Below are 18,230 nucleotides of genomic sequence, written 5' to 3'. Positions count from 1 at the left end.
CCTGACGGTGGCTTCGGGTGGCAGCCTCACGGCGCCGGCCGGGATCGTCAATTCCGGCTCGATCGCGGTGGCGCAGGGCGGCACCATCACCGACGCGCTGGCCAACACCGGCAGCGTGGTCAACGACGGGCGCTATAACGCGTAAGCAAACGCTCTCAGCCTGATCGGATAGCTATTCACCTGCGTACCGCTTTGCCATGCTACGAAGGCAAAGGCTCAGAACCTGGTATTAGCAACTATCTCACGGCACGATTTGAACATTCCAGCGTAGGCATCAGGGGATAGACAATTCGGCGTGATAGATGCGACGAGCAACCCGAGCCCTCGTTCCGTCCCCACCAGTGATCGCCTTCGTCGTTGTAGCCATCCCGCTCAAAGGGCCTTGCTGCAGCCTCGGCAGCGGCCCGTGCGGTCGGGATGTCCGCGATGCCATCTTTCAGCTCCGCGAGTGCCCCTTGAACGCGTCTGCTCGCAATCAAGCCTATCTTTGTTCACCGAGAAGTCGGCCCAGAAAGCTAAGCCTCGATCCAGGCCGCCAAGCAACCCGCGCGACTGTAAAGATCGGCTACGAACCAGATAACATCCGCGAACGCAGTCGCGCCGGCATAGATCCCTTTGCCGTCGAACAAAATCACCCCGAGCATCAGGCAAACACAGGCAAGGGCCCGGGGGGGGGGCAAGCGGCGAGCGCCGAGGTCGAGACAGGTGCTTCTGCCTTGCAAACGCGAACGCATGCACGGGCGAGCGCTTCTGTGGCGTCCACCAGCTTCGTCCGCAATTCCCCTTCGACCGCGGCGAGTGCCACCGGGATTTCGGTGCAGGCCATCACGACCTCGCCACAGCCAGCAGCGACGAGCGCCTCAGCCTGCGCGCGCAGGATCTCCGTCGCTTCGGCGAGTTGCCCAGCCTTAACCAGACGGATCCCCCGCATCACCTCTTCCTGGGCCGCCGCGTCGGGAGCCCGGCAGGATAGCCCCTTCTGCGACAGGCGCTCCTGGTAAAGGCGGCCCTCGATGGTGCTGGTCGTACCTAGCACACCGACACGGTCCCCCTGCCGCGACGTCAACTCGAAGGTGACCGCATCCACGATGTGCAGAATGAGGATCGGCGTCTCGTACTGTAGGGCGCAGTGCCATAGGTGTGCAGTATTGCAGGGGATCGCGATATAGGTTGCTCCCGCTGCCTCAAGCCGTCGCAGGGTATCGCGCATTGCCGGTAGCGGGTCAGCCCCCTCGCCACGAAGCGCGGCATTGCGATCGGGGATGTTCGCCGCTGAGCAGACCACCATCGGGATGTGGTCTTGGTCGCAGGCAGCCGCGGTGTTCCGGACGACCTTCGCCATGAAATCGACGGTCGCCATCGGACCCATCCCACCAAGAACGCCGAGCATCGTGACCTCCTGTCTTTCGAGCACGATGCAAGGCGCTCACTTGGGGGGCCAATGCCATGTCAGTCCGACCTATTCCGATTCCGCATAGTTTCGTGGGCCAGCGCCCCGGCGGCTTGCCAGACGGCTGTCACAGCAGCGCGCCGATGCCCGGCATTGCGGTACAGGCGCACTTCAAGCGGCATCGCCTCGCCTGACACGATCAGTGTTCCGGCCGCCAGTTCGCGAGCGACGAGGCTGAGCGGCAGCCATGCCAGCCCATGCCCTTCAAGGACCATGAACTTCAACGCCTCTGCCATGGCGTTTTCGTTGACGTGGGTGAATGCGGCAGGCGGCTCATCCACCCGGGCCTGCGCGACGACCGAGAGGCGGCCGAGGAAGGAGTTCTGTGGGTAGCCGAGGCGAGGCAACGGCTCCTCTGTGGTCTGTGCGCTGCGCACGGCCACGAGACTGTCCGTCCCAACCACGCGGTGGGGGAACTGCTCAGGATCCAGCAGGACCGGGACGCTCGCATGGTGGAAGGTCAGGAGGAAGTCGTAGCCCCCCTCGACCACTGCCTGGATGCAGGTGTGGAAGTCGTCCGGGAGCAGGCGGCTGCTCAGGGGGCCGGTTCGCGCCTCGATCCGCCGGAACCAGCCCGGGAAGAAGCTCAGGGCTAGGGTGTGGAGCGCGGCGACCGCCACGGTCTGCTGGTTCGGTCGAGCGCTGGCTTGCAGGGCGACCCGGCTACCATGCAGCATCCGCATCGCCTCCTCGGCCGTTTCGCGGAACTCCCGTCCTGCCGCCGTCAATGAGGTCGGATACGTGCTGCGGTCGATTAGGGCGACGCCCAGCCACGTTTCCAGCGCCCGGATCCGGCGGCTGAACGCGGACTGCGTGACGTGACGCTCCTCGGCCGACCGAGAAAAATTGCCGGTGCGGGCGAGACTAGCGAAGTCCTCAAGCCATTTCAGCTCCATGATCGTGCCAGCCTAACGACGCCACTCAGTGCGCGCCAGCGGATCGACGGTCGGCAGATGCGCGACGAAGCACCCGAAAGCGGAGGGTCGCATGACCACCGGGCCCAGCCGCAGGTCATTGTCTATCAAGATACGGCCAAGCGGACCTTCTGAGGGTCTGTGAAGGGTCGATAGCAACCCGAACAACGTGTCGGATATCTGACCGTTTTGTCGACGTATGTAGGCACATACCGCAGGGTCCGAGTTGGGTGGAAGGCAGCTTGTCTGCTACTCGCGCATCAAAGGGCCAGGGCAGACGTTCGTACTGCGCCAGCCGGGTTGCCTCACGAGACATCGATGCAAGTTCGGTATCGATCGATCCAGCAATTAAGTTGGACGGCACTATCTTGCCGCCGCATGAAATGGGTTCGGCAAACGGCCACCGCTGGTAGTTATTTCCTGCGAGAATGGCTCAGCCTCATCGGAGGAAGGTCATGTCTCAAGAGAGGCAGGGTCTGCACAGTACCAAGATCAGATATGTCATTCTAGCGCTGATCTTTCTGGCGACAACGTTTAATTATGTCGATCGAGCAACCTTGTCCGTGGCCGCCTCCGCCATGCGAACTGAGTTCGGCTTCGACGCCATCACGATGGGTTTGGCCTTCTCAGCGTTCGGCTGGGCGTACACGGCCCTTCAGATCCCCGGCGGCTGGGTGCTCGACAAGTACGGCGCCCGTCTGGTCTACGGGACAGGCCTGATCCTATGGTCGGCCCTCACGATGATGCAGGGGCTCGTGCACCTCGTCACCTTCACGTTCGTCGCGCTCTTCGCCCTGCGCTTCCTCATGGGCATCACCGAGGCACCGGCTTTTCCTGCCAACAGCCGGCTGACCGTGATGTGGTTCCCGACTAAGGAACGGGCCTTCGCGACCTCGATCTTCCAGTCGGCGCAGTATTTCGCGCTCGCCGTGTTCACGCCGATCATGACGTGGATCCTGCACGCCCACAGCTGGCAGGCGATCTTCTTCTGGGCCGGCGGCGTGGGCATCGTCCTCGGCATCATCTGGCTCGTCTACGTACAGGAGCCGCGTCACCACAAAGGCGTAAACCAAGCCGAACTCGACTACATCGAGGCGGGCGGTGCTTGCCGAACATGGGGGACAAGCGCGACCGGATCCGGTGGTCCGAGGTGAAGGCGCTGATTGGCAACCGCATGATGATCGGCATCTACATCGGGCAGTTCTGCCTGACGACGATTACGTGGTTCTTTCTGACGTGGTTTCCGACCTACCTACTCGAAGCGCGCGGCATGTCGATCCTCAAGGTAGGCCTCGTAGCCGCGATCCCGGCGATCTGCGGGTTCCTCGGTGGGCTGGCCGGTGGCCTCTGGTCGGACTGGTTGCTGCGGCGCGGGTTCAGCCTGACCGTCTCGCGCAAGCTCCCGATCATCCTTGGCCTGATGTTCTCCAGCACAATCGTGCTTGCGAACTACGTCCAGTCCGACGTGTTCGTGATCGCTGTGATGAGCATCGCCTTCTTCGCCAAGGGCATCGGCAATCTCGGCTGGTGCATCGTCGGCGATGTGTCGCCAAAGCAGATCATGGGTGTCAGCGGGGGCATCTTCAATCTGTGCGGCAACCTCGCCAGCATTGTCACGCCGCTGGCCATCGGCATCATCGTCAAGGAGATGGGCTCCTTCGACCTGGCGCTCGTTTACATCGGCACGGTCGCGCTGATCGGTGCCCTATCCTACCTCGTCGTCGTCGGGCCACTGAAGCGGCTTGAGATCGGAGAAGATGAGCAAGCCACGGACGAGCCATTGGTCCGCCCGGCATCTCTCCATACTGCGCAGGCCTGAGCGCCCAAACGTGTCGGCTACCGACAATGACTGAACGCCGGAGAAGAACATGAACGAGACCGTCACTGGGATCCGCCTGCGCTCGGTCTACCTGCCGCTTAAGACCCCAATCAGCGACGCCAAGGTGCTCACCGGGCGCCAGAAGCCGATGACCGAGATCGCGATCCTGTTCTGCGAGATCGAGACAAGCGCGGGACATCGCGGCCTCGGCATCAGCTATTCCAAGCGGGCCGGCGGACCGGGACAGTTCGCCCATGCCTGCGAGATCGCGCCCGCGCTCATCGGTGAGGATCCGAGCGACATCGGCAAGGCTTGGGACAAGCTCGCCTGGGCGGGCGCCTCGGTCGGCCGCAGCGGCCTCGCCGTTCAGGCTATCGGCGCCTTCGACGTGGCACTATGGGACCTGAAGGGGAAGCGGGCCGGCTTGTCGCTGGCCAAACTGCTCGGTGCGCAACGCGAGGCAGTTCGTTGCTACAACACCTCCGGTGGCTTCCTTCACACGCCGCTGGACCAGCTGCTGGTCAACACCGACCGTTCCCGTGAGAAGGGCATCGGCGGCATCAAGCTCAAAGTCGGCCAGCCGGACTGGGCCCTCGACATCGCGCGCGTTTCGCAGGTGCGCGAGCACCTTGGCGATGCCTTCCCGCTGATGGTCGACGCCAACCAGCAATGGGACCGGCCGACCGCCATGCGGATGGGCCGCATCTTCGAGCGGTTCAACCTGATCTGGATTGAGGAGCCACTGGATTGCTACGACGCCGCCGGGCACGCAGCGCTTGCAGCTGCGCTCGACACGCCGATCGCCACCGGCGAAATGCTCACCAGCGTCTCCGAGCACTGGGACTTCATCCGGCAGAACGGAGCGGACTTCCTGATGCCGGATGCCCCCCGGGTCGGCGGTATCACGCCGTTCCTCAAGATCGCCACGCTCGCTGAATTCGCCGGTCTGACCATCGCACCGCACTTCGCGATGGAACTGCACATCCATCTCGCCGCAGCGATGCAACGTGAGCCCTGGGTCGAGCACTTCGAGTGGTTGGAGCCGTTGTTCAACGAGCGTCTAGAGTTGAAGGACGGTCGGATGATTGTGCCGACGCAGCCCGGTCTCGGCATCAGCATGAGCGAGCAGACGATTGCCTGGACCCGGGAAACCGTGGGGTTCGGCAGCCTGGACTGAACCGTGCGATAGTTCGTTGGCTCGACCCGAAATGACTGCTTTCGAGCAGCTTTCGATGGGCGAGGGGTGACCTATTTGGGTCGCAAGCCGAATGGCCGCTTGGGGTGGTTTTCTGCCCGTCCGCTTCCGCTCGAACACATGGGGGAAGCGGAAGTTTGTAGGTTCGCGTCAGGCAGGGCACACGGTGGCGAGGAAGCGCCCGACTTCGCTCCGCAGGTGCTCCGATTGGCGCGACAGTTCCGTGGCCGCCCCCAGCACCTGGGTGGCGGCAGCGCCCGTCTCCTCGGCGGCCCCCGCGACGCCGGCGATGTTCCCGCTCACCTCGCCCGTCCCTGTCGCCACCTGGGCAACGTTGCGCACGATCTCCTGCGTCGCTGCCCCCTGCTGCTCCACCGCCGCCGCGATCGAGGCTGCCGTGACGCTGATGTCGCGGATCCGCTGGGTGATGCCGCCGATGGCCGCCACCACCTCAGCGGTGGACTCCTGGATTCGGTCGATCTGGGCAGAGATCTCCTGGGTCGCCCGGGCGGTCTGCCCGACGAGTTCCTTCACCTCGGTCGCTACCACGGCAAAGCCTTTGCCGGCCTCCCCGGCCCGAGCGGCCTTGATAGTGGCATTTAGGGCCAGCAGGTTGGTCTGCCCGGCGATCGAGGAGATCAACCCGACCACGGCGCCGACCCGCTCGAAGGTGCCGCTCAGTTTGTGGACTAGCGCCCCCGTGCGGTCGGCCTCATCCACCGCCTGCCGGGCGAGGAGCGCAGAGCCGTCGACCTGCCGGCCGATCTCTTGGACGGAGGCGCCAAGTTCCTCGGCCGCCGCGGCGACGGTACCAACGTTGCTGGCAGCCTCCTCGGCCGCGGCGGCCACGGCAGTCGACTGGCTCGCCGTCTCCGCGGCGGTCCCGCTCATCACCCCGGCGGTAGCCTGCAACTCGGTGGCCGAGGCTGAGACCGTGCCGATGAAGCCGCCGACGGCGGACTGGAAGCTATCGGCCAGAGCTGAACTCCTCAAGCCGCCATCAGATGAAATTTCAAAGCCATAAGGCAGCCCCATTCATTTCTCCTTAGTAAGTCTGCCTAAAGCTGGGTCTTCTTTGTTCTCTAGAGCGCGCAATGCCCCAGCAAGCACTTACGATGGGCCGTCTCCGCGCGCGACAGCTCGAAGTTGTCGACCAACTCGCTCCGGCGATGATGCTCGCGAACGTCGCCTGTGCAGGTGCCTTCACTTTTCTCATGTTCAAGCACCACGCCAGTGTGCTGCTGACGTGGTGTAGCGTCGTCACGCTGATGTCGCTTGGTCAGCTGGCTTTATCACTGCGTGCGAATGCTCGGCCGCCACATCAATCCGTCGCCGCTCGCGACATTCATCTCCTCAGTCTTCAGACAGTCGTGATGGGTGTCTGCTTAGTCAGCGTGCCAGTCTGGTTGATGCCCCGCGTCTCCGGTCTGGAACTCGGCTGCGTGATCTGCCTCCTCACTGGTCTCCTTTGGGGGGGCAGCATCCTACTCGCCACAGTGTTGCCTGCGGCCGTGATTTATATCGGCCTCGTAATGACGGCCACTATTGCGGGCTTACTGCTATCGAGCTGGGATGCACCGCACCTGTATCTGGCGGGATTGTTCGTTATCGGCGGAGGAACCGCGATCCGCAGCGTCCGGCGTCAAGTGAAACAGTTCGGCGCCGGGCAGCGTCAGCAATACAATTTGGAACAGCAGGGTGAGGTCATAGCGCTGCTGCTACGCGACTACGAGGAGCAGGCCAGCGATTGGCTATGGGAAACGGACGCAAAGCATCGCTGCCATAGCTCATCACCGCGGTTTGCGGAAAAGCTCGCGCGGTCTCAGGACGCGATCGATGCAACCTCTCTAATCGCCTTGCTTCAGGACGTCACTGCCGCAGGTAACACCGAAGCTTGCGATGCGTTGCAAGCGCATATCGAGGCGCGTCGCCCATTTCGCGACCACGTCGTTCCCCTGGTCCAGAACGGGAATGCCTGCTGGTGGTCGCTGTCCGGGCGCCCCATACACGATAAGAATGGCACGTTTCAGGGGTACCGCGGCGTCTGCGCCGATATCTCAGCCGCCAAGCGCGCTGAGGCCCGAGTGGCGCACCTGGCCTACTATGATGTCCTAACCGAGCTGCCGAACCGTATGCTCTTCGGCGAACGCTTGGCACAGGCGTTGCGCGGTGTTGAGCGTAACCCTCTTGCCGTGCTTAGCCTCGACCTCGACGGGTTCAAGGCCGTCAACGATCGTCACGGCCACCCTGCCGGCGACCAGCTGCTCATTGCCGTGACCGACCGTTTGCAGGCCGAGCTCGACGGCACCGACATGCTTGCTCGCTTCGGCGGCGATGAGTTCATGATCCTCGATGCCGCGGATGCCAATCAAGGGTCGGTCGAAGCTCTCGCGCAGCGCTTGGTCCGATGTGTGAGTACACCGTTCATGATCGGCGGCGAGGATGTCTCCATCGGCCTCAGCATCGGCATCGCCTTCGCTCCATCGGATGGTGATACGGCTGAAGAGTTGTTGAGAAACGCCGACGCCGCACTTTACCGGTCAAAAGCAGACGGGCGAGGGACGTTCAGCTTCTTCGCGCCTGAAATGGATCAGAAGCTTCAGGAGCGGCAGCGCCTCGTCCACGATCTGCGCACCGCTCTCGCACACGGTGAATTGGTGCTGCACTACCAGCCTTTCGTCGAATCCCAGACCGGAACGATTACCGGCTGTGAGGCACTCCTGCGCTGGCAGCATCCGAAGCTCGGTATGGTCTCACCCGCCGACTTTATCCCCCTCGCAGAAACAAGCGGCTTAATCATCCCGATCGGAGCCTGGGTCATCGCAGAGGCTTGCCGTGAAGCCGCGAGCTGGCCGGTTAACCACCGGGTGTCGGTAAACATCTCTGCGGTGCAGTTCCGTACCCGTGATCTACCGCATATCATCCTAGCCGCCCTGACCCACTCGGGCCTCGCGCCAAGTCGGCTGGAAGTTGAGGTGACGGAGGGCGTCCTGATCGAAGACGCCGTTGCGGCCCTCGACATCCTGCGGCAGATACGTGCTCTCGGCGTACGCATCGCGCTCGATGACTTCGGCACAGGTTACTCGTCGTTGAGCTACCTGCGGAGCTTCGCCTTCGACAAGGTCAAGATCGACCGATCCTTTGTGAAGGAGCTACCATCGCGCCGCGATAGCCAAGTTATCGTTCAAGCTATCCGTGACATGGCGCATGGCCTCGGCATGACAATTACGGCCGAGGGCGTGGAGACTGAGGAACAGGCCGAGCAGTTACGTGCAACAGGATGTGAAGAGCTGCAGGGCTACCTCTACAGCCGCCCCAAATCGGCCGAGGACCTTGCCCATGGGCAGAATGAAGGCCCCGTCGGAGGCTTCATCAGGTCGAGAGCTATATAGAGACGAAAAGGGGCTCTATTGTGCGTAGCCTGAAATTCCAGAGCTTATTTGTTGCATCAACAATGATTGCTTTCTTGCGTCTAAGCAGAACCTGAATTGAACTTCAGAATCGCAGAGTTGGTACCATCTGCAATCTCTTGCGCAGCACGCCTTGGATTAGGTGCGCGGTGGAGGCTTTCCAACCGCGGCCGGCGCACAATTCAGCAAAAATTTCCTTCTGCATTCGGCATCAAGCCCACCCCAGGTGAATGTTACGCTTCTGTGCCCATGCTATCCGGTCGACTAGTGAAAGATAGTTGTTCGGCCAATTGAGCGGGCGGATTTCCGCTGCACTGCGCGTCCGAGCAACTGTAGTAACAGCGCGCTTCATTCAGAGCAGCACGTCGCCGCTCGTCCAGCTCGGAGTTTGCCGGAGCCAAATGGGGGGAGGCGGATCTGGTCCTTCAGGGCGGTTGGGCATTCAACTTCAGGATCTCGACGGGCATCGTAAGGTGCCAGAAAGCACCCTCGCAGTCCTGTCGAACTGGCGCTCAAGGCGGGCGAGGCCGCAGACTTCATTAACTACCCGTCGGCATTGTCCTGAATGGCTGTTGTCCCATCTGCGGGCGCGTCACCTGCCATGAACGGGACAGGCTCGGTCGCCGCCTTTCGCGGGTCGGGTCTGTTTCGTTAAGCGCAGCCCGACGGAACAGGATCATGGATAACACCCGGGGCGTGAAAACGGCGGCGTCCTAGAAGCTGCCCAGCGTTCTACGCGGTTCGGACGGAGGTCGTTCATCGCGCCTTCGCATTATGGCTTCCTCAGGCTCGGGCGATCATATGGGTCACGGCCACCCACCACTACGGACCCGTTGACCTATCGCGGCGGAAGCTTCCGGCCCTTCATAGATCCGGAATAGCTCCGTGTTCGCGGCATTCGCCGAGACGAAGCCGCGCCATATCTGCTGCGTCATTATCCGATCGCTTCTAACGGCTTTGTTAAGAGGCTCGAAACGCCCAGGATGTGATTGGGTCAGGATGATCACATCCGCGCTTCTGCTTGCCGTTGGGATCGCACTGGGGTGGCATTATCGGTCTGTCATGATCCTGTTCGCCTCAGGGTGCCTCATCGTCACTTATATCGCAGTCGGCCTCGTCCGCCGGGAGTTAGGCGCGTTGGAGCTCTTAGTCCTCTTCGCCCATCTGGTCGCCCTGCAAGGCGGATTCCTTCTCGCGCAGTATCTCCGCCCCAGGGACTAAAGGCTCCGAGGGCGAAGGCGATGGCGTCAGAACCAGACTGCCTTACCGCACATCAGGTAGATGGCGATCCATAGCAGGACTGGCAGGAGACACATGGCGACAACCAGGGCCAGACGTGGGCGCCGCGATTGGCCCCTAGGTGGGTGTTCCAGAGACATAGAGTGTCGATATCTCACAGTTCTGCGGGGATCGCTGCGGTCGCCGCACAAGCTGAGCCGTTCGCTCGCAGCACCCATACGTGTCGCAATGGGAAGAAGTTTCATCTGGATCGCGCAAGCGTCGCGCATCAGCATCACTCGACCTCCACCGACGCACGTAGCCGGTGGTGTAGAGGACTTTCAGGTTCGGCAACCGTGCCATGGCGGCATCGGCGAGTTGGCGTCCGGTCATTTCCGGCATGACGATGTCGGTGAAGAGCAGGGCCACAACCTGGCCCGCCTCGATCATCCTGACCGCTTCCGTTCCATTCGCGGCGTGGACGACGGAATAGCCGAGCTCGCGCAGGGCCCCGACCGAGCAGGAGCACATCCGGGCGTCGTCCTCGACGACCATGACGGTCTCGCCGACTTCACCACCGATACACGCCATGGTTGACTTTGCTATTAAGTCAGCCTCAAGCGCCCCCTCGAACCGCGGAAGGTAGACCTCTATGGTTGTTCCTCGGCCGGGCTCCGACGCGATCCTGACATGCCCCCCCCGACGGCCTGACGAACCCGATCACCTGGCTCAGGCCAAGGCCGGTGCCCTTGCCGACGTCCTTGGTGGTGAAAAACGGATCGAACGCCCTGGCGATCACCGCGGGTGACATCCCGGTCCCGGTATCAGAGACGGCGATCATGACGTACTGGCCCGGCTTGATGTCGTTTCCCGGTTCGGGGGCGCCGTGGATGGCGGCGTTCGACGTCGCGATGGTCACGAGGCCGCCATCCGGCATCGCGTCCCGTGCGTTCACGGACAGGTTGAGGATCACGTTCTCAAGCTGGCTTGGGTCGGCCCTGGCCTTCCATAGGTCGTCGGCAAGCGCGGTCTCTATCAGGATCCGCTCGCCGAGCGTGCGGGTCAACATGTCCGACATTTCAGGGACCATGCGGTTGGCGTCGACCGGCTCTGGTGCGAGCGGCTGCAGTCGAGAGAAGGCGAGCAGGCGATGGGTCAGCGACGCGGCCCTGTTGGCGCAGTCCAGGGCCGCGTCGACGTACCGGCCGACATCCGTCTCGCCCTTCGCGAGCCGGCGTTCGAGAAGGTTCAGGCTACCAACAATGACCGCGAGCATGTTGTTCAAGTCGTGCGCGATTCCCCCGGTCAATTGGCCAATGGCGTCCATTTTCTGGGATTGCCGCAGCTGTTCCTCGATGCGGCGCTCGGTCAGGTCCACGGCCTCCGACATGATGCCGAGCACGAGGCCGTCCGCATCTCGAACCGGTCTCAAAGCGAATTCCAGACACCTCCGGCCGCCGGGGAGATCCAACTCGATCTCGTGGCGTACGGGTTCGCCCGCCGCTGCGCGGTCGACCCATTCCCGCACCCGCTCGGGCATGCCCGGCGTCCCTGCGAGCAAAGGGGTATCCCAGAGGCTCTTGCCGACCACATCACCGCGTGAGGACGCGACGGCCTTGAGTATGGTTTCGTTCGCGTCCAGCACGGTCCCGTCGCGGGCGAGCAATCCCTGGAACTGGTATGTCGCATGGAAGATCGTTCGCAGCCTCGCCTCGCTCGCTTCGAAGGCGGCGGTGCGCCGTACGACCTCTCCTACCGCGCGGCGTAGCTCGACTTGGACGATGACTTAACGCTCAAGCGCTTCCAGAGTGAAGGCCTGGTCGGCGTCCAATCCGTCTCGAGGAACCTGATCGAGGACGCAGAGCGTTCCTACCGCGCGATCATCGCCGATGCACAGGGGCAAACCGGCATAGAAGCGAAGGTAAGGTGGCTCGGTGACCAGCGGGTTGTACCAGGTCCGTGGATCGCTCGTAAGGTCGGGAATGACCAGAAGGCCAGAATGGTGGAGGGCGTGGCGCAGACCGAGCGGTCAAGCAGTGTCTCGCACGGCTCGAAACCTACCCGGGCCTTGAACCACTGCCTCCGCTCCTCGACGAGGCTGATGAGGGCCACCGGGGTCCGGCACGCCTGGGAGGCGAGCAACACGATGTCGTCGAGGAGCGGCTCGGGCACCATGTCGAGGAAGCCGTGGGGACGGGCCACCGCGCATCCGAGCAGGGTGGATGCTGATGTATCGAAAACAGCCTCGGGGACTTCCGCGCTCGTTCGGAACTCGTGGATCGTAGGGTCCGATACGGCTCGGCTCGCCCCGTTGTCGCTTCAAATCTTCCGGGCCGACGCTCATGTCCCGCTCCTATCCCGCTCCAAGCCGACGTCGCTCGTCCGTGGCCAGCCTGCCCGGATAAGATGTGGCATCATGGTCGGGAGCCGATGGTACCTGTCCCTCCCAAAGCAGCGCACGAACGCAAGAAGGCGACCCCCGATGCCTCGCGAGGCACGGAGGTCGACCCGAACCATGGCGGCGCGACGACCCGATCGGACTTCGTCTAGGACTGGGCCACATCGCAGGGTGATAAGGGCCGTTCGGGACGGCCGCGGCATGAGCTTCGGCATCGGGGCTCGCTTCGTTCGATGGGCGGCGGTTGACCGCGAGAATTGCCTCCGCGTGAATCATCGACGCCCCGGATCGATCACGTCGCCGTCTCGTAGGTCTTGGAATCAGGGTCGCAGCCGGTTCCTCAGCCATCGCGTCGCGTCTTCGAGCGTGTTGAACGGCGGGGGCATGATCCCGAGCAAGCGATCGAGCGCCACTTCCACGAACCAGGAGCCTGGGGCCTCGTGCTCGGCATCGGGCCGGACCAGAACCGCCACCAGCAATCGGTTGGCTATAACCAGCATCCCCTCGTTGTCGGGGCTGGGGGTGTCGACGGCGATGGGCTGGAGCACGACCAACGTCTCGACGTTGCGTCGTTCGACCATGGGTCAGCCCCACTGCGCGCTGTCGGCCCACGGCAGGGTGCGGCGTTCACCCCAACGGGTGTTCCGCAGATGCAGATAGTTAGGCGCGAAGCCGCAGTAGGCCTTGAGCCGCTCGACGTCGTGAATTGTCAGGACGCGGCGCTTCAGCGTAATCAGGCCCAAGCTCTTGAGTTCGCGCATCGTGCGGTTCACGTGTACGTTCGACAGGCCCATCGAGTCGGCGAGGTCGGTCTGGGTGAACGGAAACGCGATGCTCTCGTCCATGACCCGTCCCACCGCCTCAAGGCGCATGAAAAGCTCGCACATGACGTGGGCGATGCGCTGGTTCGGGGGGCGACCTCCGAGGTTGACCAGCCACTCGCGAAGGACCGCCGCGTCCACCAGCGCGCAACACCAGAACGCATGTGTGATGTTGGGGTGATGCGCGGTGATCCCGTCGATGGCCGTCCGAGGGATGTGCACCACCTGGCAGGGTGAGATAGTCCCGATGTTGTGGTCCATCTGGTCGAGGATGAAGACGTTAAGGTTGCAAAAGTCCCCGGGTACGAGATAGGCCATGATCTGGCGCCGTCCGTTGGGCAGTACCTTGTAGCGGCATGCGAATCCGTCGAGGATCAAGTGCACGTTTTCTGGGGCCTCTCCCTCTTGGATCAGGTCCACGTGCGCGCCGACCTCGCGCATGCGGGGTACCAATCCGTTTAGGGCCCAACGGTCGTGATCCGAGAGGGTCTTGTAACCTTCGAGCTTTCTCGTCAGTGCGTGATGCATGGCTCTCGTCACGCGCTGAGTTCGCCGATGCACGATGCATGAGCGGATGGCCGATTTAACATGTGATTGAACTTAGGTCCGAAGGGGCGGAGATCTGCCAGTGTCAGCCCGGTTGGAGTACCGTCCTGCATCGGCCGGTTTGCGCAGGACGTTCGTGTCGAGCAGGTTCGTTACGGTCGTTGGCGTGTAGCTCTTGCGCGCCGTAGGGCCGACGAAGGCGGCCTTAGTGCAACACCCCGGCTCCAAGGGGCATCGCACGGAAGGCGAGGACGATTTGTACCGCCTGGATCAGGTCGACAGTTCGCTCGCTCGCCCCACCCCGCGATGCCCGGTCCCGGAGGGTGGACAAGGCGATTTCTAGCTTGACCAGCTCGATGACGTCACGGGTTGCCCGTTCCTGATCGAGGATGGCGATGAGATCGCCGAGATACCGTGCGCTTGCCGTGCTTTCCGCCTGTCGCATCCGTCACGATCCTCGATCCCTGGAGGCATTCCCGAGCCGTCCGCCATCTCCGCCGAACTCCACGACGTCCCGCGACCGGACCGGCTACGGGACGTCGCCCGGAAAGGACCGAATTCAACGCAACGGACATCTAGATGGCCGTCGCCTCGAACCCGGCGGATAGTCGGTCTCGGGTGACACCCACCAGAGATCACATGCAATCAGGCGCGAACCGATCATATGACGTGTAAATATACGATTTAGGCTTAATACCGCGTCCTCGTTGTAACGCTTAGCTCTACATCGTTCTCTCGATCGCATGCCGCAATCGGACGGAGACGAGTGATGAAGCACATTTCAATATCGACAATTTTCTTGATCGGGACATTATTGGCGGCAACGCCGGCCTTCGCGATCACGCTGAGCAACCAGGACAAGGCCGAGCATACCTTCACGGTGGACCAGGGCGAGACCCAGGCCGATCAGAAGCTGGCCGCCGGTGCCTCGACAGAGGTCGAATGCAAGGGTGGATGCGAGCTTCGCGTCCGGGGTTCGGGATATGGGCGTTCGGTGGAGACCGGCGACAAGCTGGTCATCGACACCGAGGGGATGCTCCACTTCGTCGGCGAGCCATCGGTCACGGGCTCGTTAAGCGCGAAGGATGCGGGGGAGCCGAAGAAGTAGGCCGGATCCGCCTGCAACATCCCGGCCGATCGGTCTGGAGTCCCGGACCGGGGATGCGACATGCATCCCCGGCTACGCGATGGCATCGAGCGGAGCTGGGGCCGCCCTGGGATCCATCGGCGAGGCGTGACTTCCCGCTCGCGCGTGGCGATCACATCCGTCGGTGCCCGTCGAGCGAAGGCTCAATGTCCTTAAAGCGGCGGGGCGAGCCCACCCGGCTTACTCAAGGATTTCACGTAGGCCGCGAGCTGCCACATCTGCTCGTCGGGGATCTTGCCGCGCCACGCCGGCATGCCCTTGGGGCGGCCCTCATAGAGCGTGTCGACGATGTTCGGAAGGGATCCCCCGTAGATCCACTTCTGGTCCGAGAGCGCCGGCCCGAACCCGCCTCCGCCGCCGGCATGGCAGCCGTTGCAGTTGAAGGCGGCATAGAGACCCTTGCCGGCCGTGATGGCATCCGGGTCGTTCTCATACTTCTTCGCCTTGTCCCAACCGGTGGTGGGTACTGCCACTCCGCCGACGGCCTGCGTCGTGAGCACGACTTCCGGCTCCCTGGTATCCGCATCGGCGGCCAGGGCCGTACGGATCGACGGGGCCGATGCGACCGCAAGAACCATGGCGGAGGCATAAAAGGCGTTGTGCCAGGACTTCATTGTTGAACCTCCGCGGATCGGGGGGCATCGAACCGGGGGAGGTGGCTGTGAGGGTGCCAAGCCTCACTTGCGCTTCTATGCGCTTTCCGATCACCTGGCAGGGCTGACGGTCGCCGCCAGCGCGTTGCGCCACCCAGCTCGCACCCCTATCCCCGCCGGCTCACATCCGGCGAGACCCATGGCATCACCCGCACCTACTTAACCCGCGACCTCCGACGTCCAGGCTTGGCGCGCTGCGCTAGAAGCCATGAAGCCCACGGTGCCACCTTGTCCGGGCCTCTCGGCTCAGCGCTGGCAGGAGATGTGCGAGGCGGCGATTCGACTTCCTCGACCGGCTCGGTGATTACGCCATCGCCCTCGGCTGGACGGCCATGGACCTGTTCGGCGTGCACCCGACTATCGGCGTGGTCCGCGTCGATTACTGCGGCGGCCTGATAATCAACGCGCGCCGCGTCGAGGCGATTGGCGACACGTGGATCCGCTACGGGAACCAGACCTTCCGGCGGGATCGACCTGGGCGCCCCGTTGGCGTGCCAGTGTGGCAGGCCGTGCGATAGGCAGCAGGCCCGTCCCCCGATCTGATCACGGGGCGACGGGTGCTTCGTCTATCTCACCAGCGAACCGGTCCTGAGTCCGGCTTGCCGGCAAGGTGCCTGCCTTCAGTTGACAGACTGTCACTCATCGTCAGCGGAGGGGTTTCAGTATGGGAAACCACCGCATGAGGCGCGGTCAAGTGGGAAACGGTTGCGCTCGCGCGTCATCGCTTGGGCTGATCATATGAACAGATCGGCCAGGAGCGAGCGTGGCGACGGGGCAAACAGCAGGGAAGCCAAGCGAGCCGCCTAAAAGTCTTGCCGATGAGCACCAAGATCGATTTTAAGGGTTATACAGCGGCAAAGAATTGAGGCCAGCGGTATGGGCGTGCGTTTGTCGTTCGCGGATCACATAAGAACTCACAGATGATGCGGAGCTACAAGGCCAAAGGTCGCTCCCGTGTTACTCGCGATAGCCTGATCTCTCCGCTTCCTGCCGCGCGGTACTAAGAACGCGCGCCCTCGCAGGCTGCTCGGTGATGGCGCCCCACAGTCGGATGAGGGTGAGCAGATCGCGGCCATCTTGGCTCAGATCGCTGACGCAGTCATTCGGGCAGTTCTGCCTTGGGACATCTTGAGGTAGGCGCCTGAAAAAGCGCGACCCTGGGGTGTCAGGTGGAGGACAATCTGTCATCGCGCGACCAAAGCGCACATTTGATTTAACTAAATCATCTTTTGCTAACTTTATTGAATAATGACGGCATAACCCGTTCAAATCACGTGGCGACATCATCCGATGGGTTTAGCGCCGTCCTCCCTTGGTGCATTTGCTCCATAATGCTGCGCTGTCGTCATCGGCGGTGATCGTCGCCCAGCTGCAGGCTATGTCAGGGCGCGGGCGATCGTGGCGTGTCCAGCCTCGTAGATCGCATTGTGACGGCGATCACTCACTGGCTAGGGTCGCCCTCTCGCGAAACCTGACGCCAGGGTCGTCCCCGTTCTCTGCCGTGAAGTCGCGACTGGAGAACGAAAACGGCCCTGCAAGCTAGAGCCTACAGGGCCATCAGATTGCCAAGTACGACGCTAGGGACGCTTTCAGCAGTCGTTGCTGCCCTGCTTCACCACCTGACCCTCGGGTCGGCTTCTTCTCACCATCGACGGGCTTGGTGCCGGCGCCAACGTTGTTCAGCGCGCCAACCGTTCCGGGAGACTCGGCCTTGGCGCCGGGGGTCGTCTTGGCAGTCGTGGTGCCGTCGGTCATCGAGCTCTTGTCGGCCGAGGACGACTTGCCTTCCATGTTGGTGGTGGTTCCCACCGAATACGGGGCAGCGAAGGATGCGCCGGCCGTCAGCATCAGAATGGCGGCAGCGCCTGAAAGGGTTGCAAGCTTGGTCATGTTTCCTTCGATTGTATTACCGGAAGGAAACTAATTTCGGCATGATGGTTCCGACCCTGCGCCACTAAGGCCCTTTTCGTCCCTGGAAGGGTCGAAGCAGCCAAGCCATGCCTTTCGCTCCAGCCTGCTCGACCGCGTCCGTTTCTACCATCGGACCTGTCTTACTGTCGATCTCATAGACGATCTGCGTCAGGAGGTGTGGGAGTGGAACGTCGTACTCAGCGAGCAGCAAGGCGGCGTCGAGGAGCGCACGGATGTGTTGGTCCAGGATTGGTCGGCTCATGATCTGCGCGTCCGGCACCTGGTCGGTTAGCAGGCCAGCAAGGCGGGAGACCTCGGATAGGCGCTCAGGCGAGGAGGTCATGCCTACCGCTCCCGGAACCGGATGCCGGCGCCCCCGCCGTTCTCGGGGATGAACTCAAGGCCCTTACTCTCGAACGCGCGCTGGATGGCTGCGATCGTAGGGCCGTGAGCTGATAGAGCGCCGGGCGCAGCTTCCAAACGTTTGATCGTAGGAAGCGATACCCCCGACGCCTCGGCGAGATCCTTTTGCTCCCAACGTAGCAAAGCTCTTCCAGCACGCACCATTTCGCTACTGAGCATCGACCGTCCCAGAAAATGATACCCAGGGCAGGATCGGATCGACGGTGATCGTCATCATGCCGGTATGCGGCACCGCGCCGATCAGCACCGAGGCGAGGCGGCGCTTCCAGGCGGCGCAGTCGGCCGGCAGGCGGGCGAGGGCGAGGGTGAGCGGGTCGCCGTCCAT

17 protein-coding genes and 1 pseudogene are annotated in these 18,230 nt (G+C 62.7%); 6 read left to right on the top strand and 12 right to left on the bottom strand.

The genetic code is table 11. The annotated features are described in order from the left end of the window. Window positions 1-643: 643 nt before the first annotated feature. A complete protein-coding gene (locus tag MKK70_RS18565; protein ID WP_243949301.1) occupies window positions 644-1,390 on the bottom strand; it encodes an aspartate/glutamate racemase family protein in 747 nt (248 codons plus the stop codon). A gap of 59 nt (window positions 1,391-1,449) precedes the next feature. Then, window positions 1,450-2,346, bottom strand: a complete 897-nt coding sequence (locus MKK70_RS18560; protein ID WP_243931638.1) for a LysR family transcriptional regulator — start codon at window positions 2,344-2,346, stop codon at window positions 1,450-1,452. Window positions 2,347-2,819: 473 nt separating this feature from the next. Between MKK70_RS18560 and MKK70_RS18555 the strand changes: the two genes are divergently transcribed. Genes MKK70_RS18555 through MKK70_RS18545 form a run of 3 tightly spaced genes read left to right on the top strand, consistent with a single transcriptional unit; the run spans window position 2,820 to window position 5,360 of the window. Beyond that, window positions 2,820-3,518, top strand: coding sequence for an MFS transporter (locus tag MKK70_RS18555; protein WP_243949299.1), 699 nt, complete (start codon window positions 2,820-2,822; stop codon window positions 3,516-3,518). After that, window positions 3,479-4,183, top strand: coding sequence for an MFS transporter (locus MKK70_RS18550; protein WP_243949297.1), 705 nt, complete (start codon window positions 3,479-3,481; stop codon window positions 4,181-4,183). Before MKK70_RS18555 ends, MKK70_RS18550 begins: the two co-directional genes overlap by 40 nt. A gap of 49 nt (window positions 4,184-4,232) precedes the next feature. Then, a complete protein-coding gene (locus MKK70_RS18545; protein WP_243949295.1) occupies window positions 4,233-5,360 on the top strand; it encodes an L-talarate/galactarate dehydratase in 1,128 nt (375 codons plus the stop codon). 168 nt (window positions 5,361-5,528) lie between these two features. Here MKK70_RS18545 and MKK70_RS18540 read toward each other — a convergent pair. Continuing rightward, window positions 5,529-6,356: pseudogene (locus MKK70_RS18540) on the bottom strand (methyl-accepting chemotaxis protein); the annotation flags it as partial. 191 nt (window positions 6,357-6,547) lie between these two features. Between MKK70_RS18540 and MKK70_RS18535 the strand changes: the two are divergent. After that, a complete protein-coding gene (locus MKK70_RS18535; protein WP_243949293.1) occupies window positions 6,548-8,770 on the top strand; it encodes a putative bifunctional diguanylate cyclase/phosphodiesterase in 2,223 nt (740 codons plus the stop codon). Window positions 8,771-10,144: 1,374 nt separating this feature from the next. Here the strand turns inward: MKK70_RS18535 and MKK70_RS18530 are convergent. The 6 genes from MKK70_RS18530 to MKK70_RS18505 form a co-directional block, all read right to left on the bottom strand. Next, window positions 10,145-10,561: a response regulator gene (locus MKK70_RS18530; RefSeq protein ID WP_243931645.1), complete on the bottom strand. Its 417-nt coding sequence runs from the start codon at window positions 10,559-10,561 to the stop codon at window positions 10,145-10,147. A 61-nt stretch (window positions 10,562-10,622) separates the two neighbouring features. After that, window positions 10,623-11,672 (bottom strand): PAS domain-containing sensor histidine kinase, encoded by a 1,050-nt coding sequence (locus MKK70_RS18525; protein WP_243949292.1) that lies wholly within the window; start codon window positions 11,670-11,672, stop codon window positions 10,623-10,625. Between the two features lie 120 nt (window positions 11,673-11,792). Further along, a complete protein-coding gene (locus MKK70_RS31100) occupies window positions 11,793-11,990 on the bottom strand; it encodes a hypothetical protein (RefSeq protein WP_409568292.1) in 198 nt (65 codons plus the stop codon). A 734-nt stretch (window positions 11,991-12,724) separates the two neighbouring features. Further along, entirely contained in the window at window positions 12,725-12,985 is a 261-nt protein-coding gene (locus MKK70_RS18515) for a hypothetical protein (RefSeq protein WP_243949288.1), read from the bottom strand. A 3-nt stretch (window positions 12,986-12,988) separates the two neighbouring features. Further along, window positions 12,989-13,666, bottom strand: coding sequence for a Crp/Fnr family transcriptional regulator (locus MKK70_RS18510; RefSeq protein ID WP_243949287.1), 678 nt, complete (start codon window positions 13,664-13,666; stop codon window positions 12,989-12,991). Window positions 13,667-13,976: 310 nt separating this feature from the next. Continuing rightward, entirely contained in the window at window positions 13,977-14,216 is a 240-nt protein-coding gene (locus MKK70_RS18505) for a hypothetical protein (protein WP_243931655.1), read from the bottom strand. Window positions 14,217-14,540: 324 nt separating this feature from the next. Here MKK70_RS18505 and MKK70_RS18500 point away from each other — a divergent pair, with 324 nt between their 5' ends. Next, window positions 14,541-14,879, top strand: a complete 339-nt coding sequence (locus MKK70_RS18500; RefSeq protein WP_243931657.1) for a hypothetical protein — start codon at window positions 14,541-14,543, stop codon at window positions 14,877-14,879. 191 nt (window positions 14,880-15,070) lie between these two features. Here the strand turns inward: MKK70_RS18500 and MKK70_RS18495 are convergent, their stop codons facing one another. Next, window positions 15,071-15,532: a c-type cytochrome gene (locus tag MKK70_RS18495; protein ID WP_243949285.1), complete on the bottom strand. Its 462-nt coding sequence runs from the start codon at window positions 15,530-15,532 to the stop codon at window positions 15,071-15,073. A gap of 371 nt (window positions 15,533-15,903) precedes the next feature. Between MKK70_RS18495 and MKK70_RS18490 the strand changes: the two genes are divergently transcribed. Further along, the gene (locus tag MKK70_RS18490) at window positions 15,904-16,089 is read left to right on the top strand and encodes a hypothetical protein (RefSeq protein WP_243949283.1); all 186 of its coding nucleotides are present in this window, start codon (window positions 15,904-15,906) and stop codon (window positions 16,087-16,089) included. A gap of 1,039 nt (window positions 16,090-17,128) precedes the next feature. On the opposite strand, the gene MKK70_RS18485 is transcribed toward MKK70_RS18490, so the two are convergent. Both MKK70_RS18485 and MKK70_RS18480 read right to left on the bottom strand, forming a co-directional pair. Then, window positions 17,129-17,461, bottom strand: a complete 333-nt coding sequence (locus MKK70_RS18485; protein ID WP_243933535.1) for a hypothetical protein — start codon at window positions 17,459-17,461, stop codon at window positions 17,129-17,131. Window positions 17,462-17,525: 64 nt separating this feature from the next. Next, window positions 17,526-17,825, bottom strand: a complete 300-nt coding sequence (locus MKK70_RS18480; protein ID WP_243949281.1) for a hypothetical protein — start codon at window positions 17,823-17,825, stop codon at window positions 17,526-17,528. Between the last annotated feature and the right edge of the window lie 405 nt (window positions 17,826-18,230).

This window comes from Methylobacterium sp. E-041 (assembly GCF_022829665.1).
Lineage (GTDB): Bacteria > Pseudomonadota > Alphaproteobacteria > Rhizobiales > Beijerinckiaceae > Methylobacterium.
Note: the sequence above shows the minus strand (reverse complement) of the source record. Positions and strands in the feature narration are given on the sequence as shown.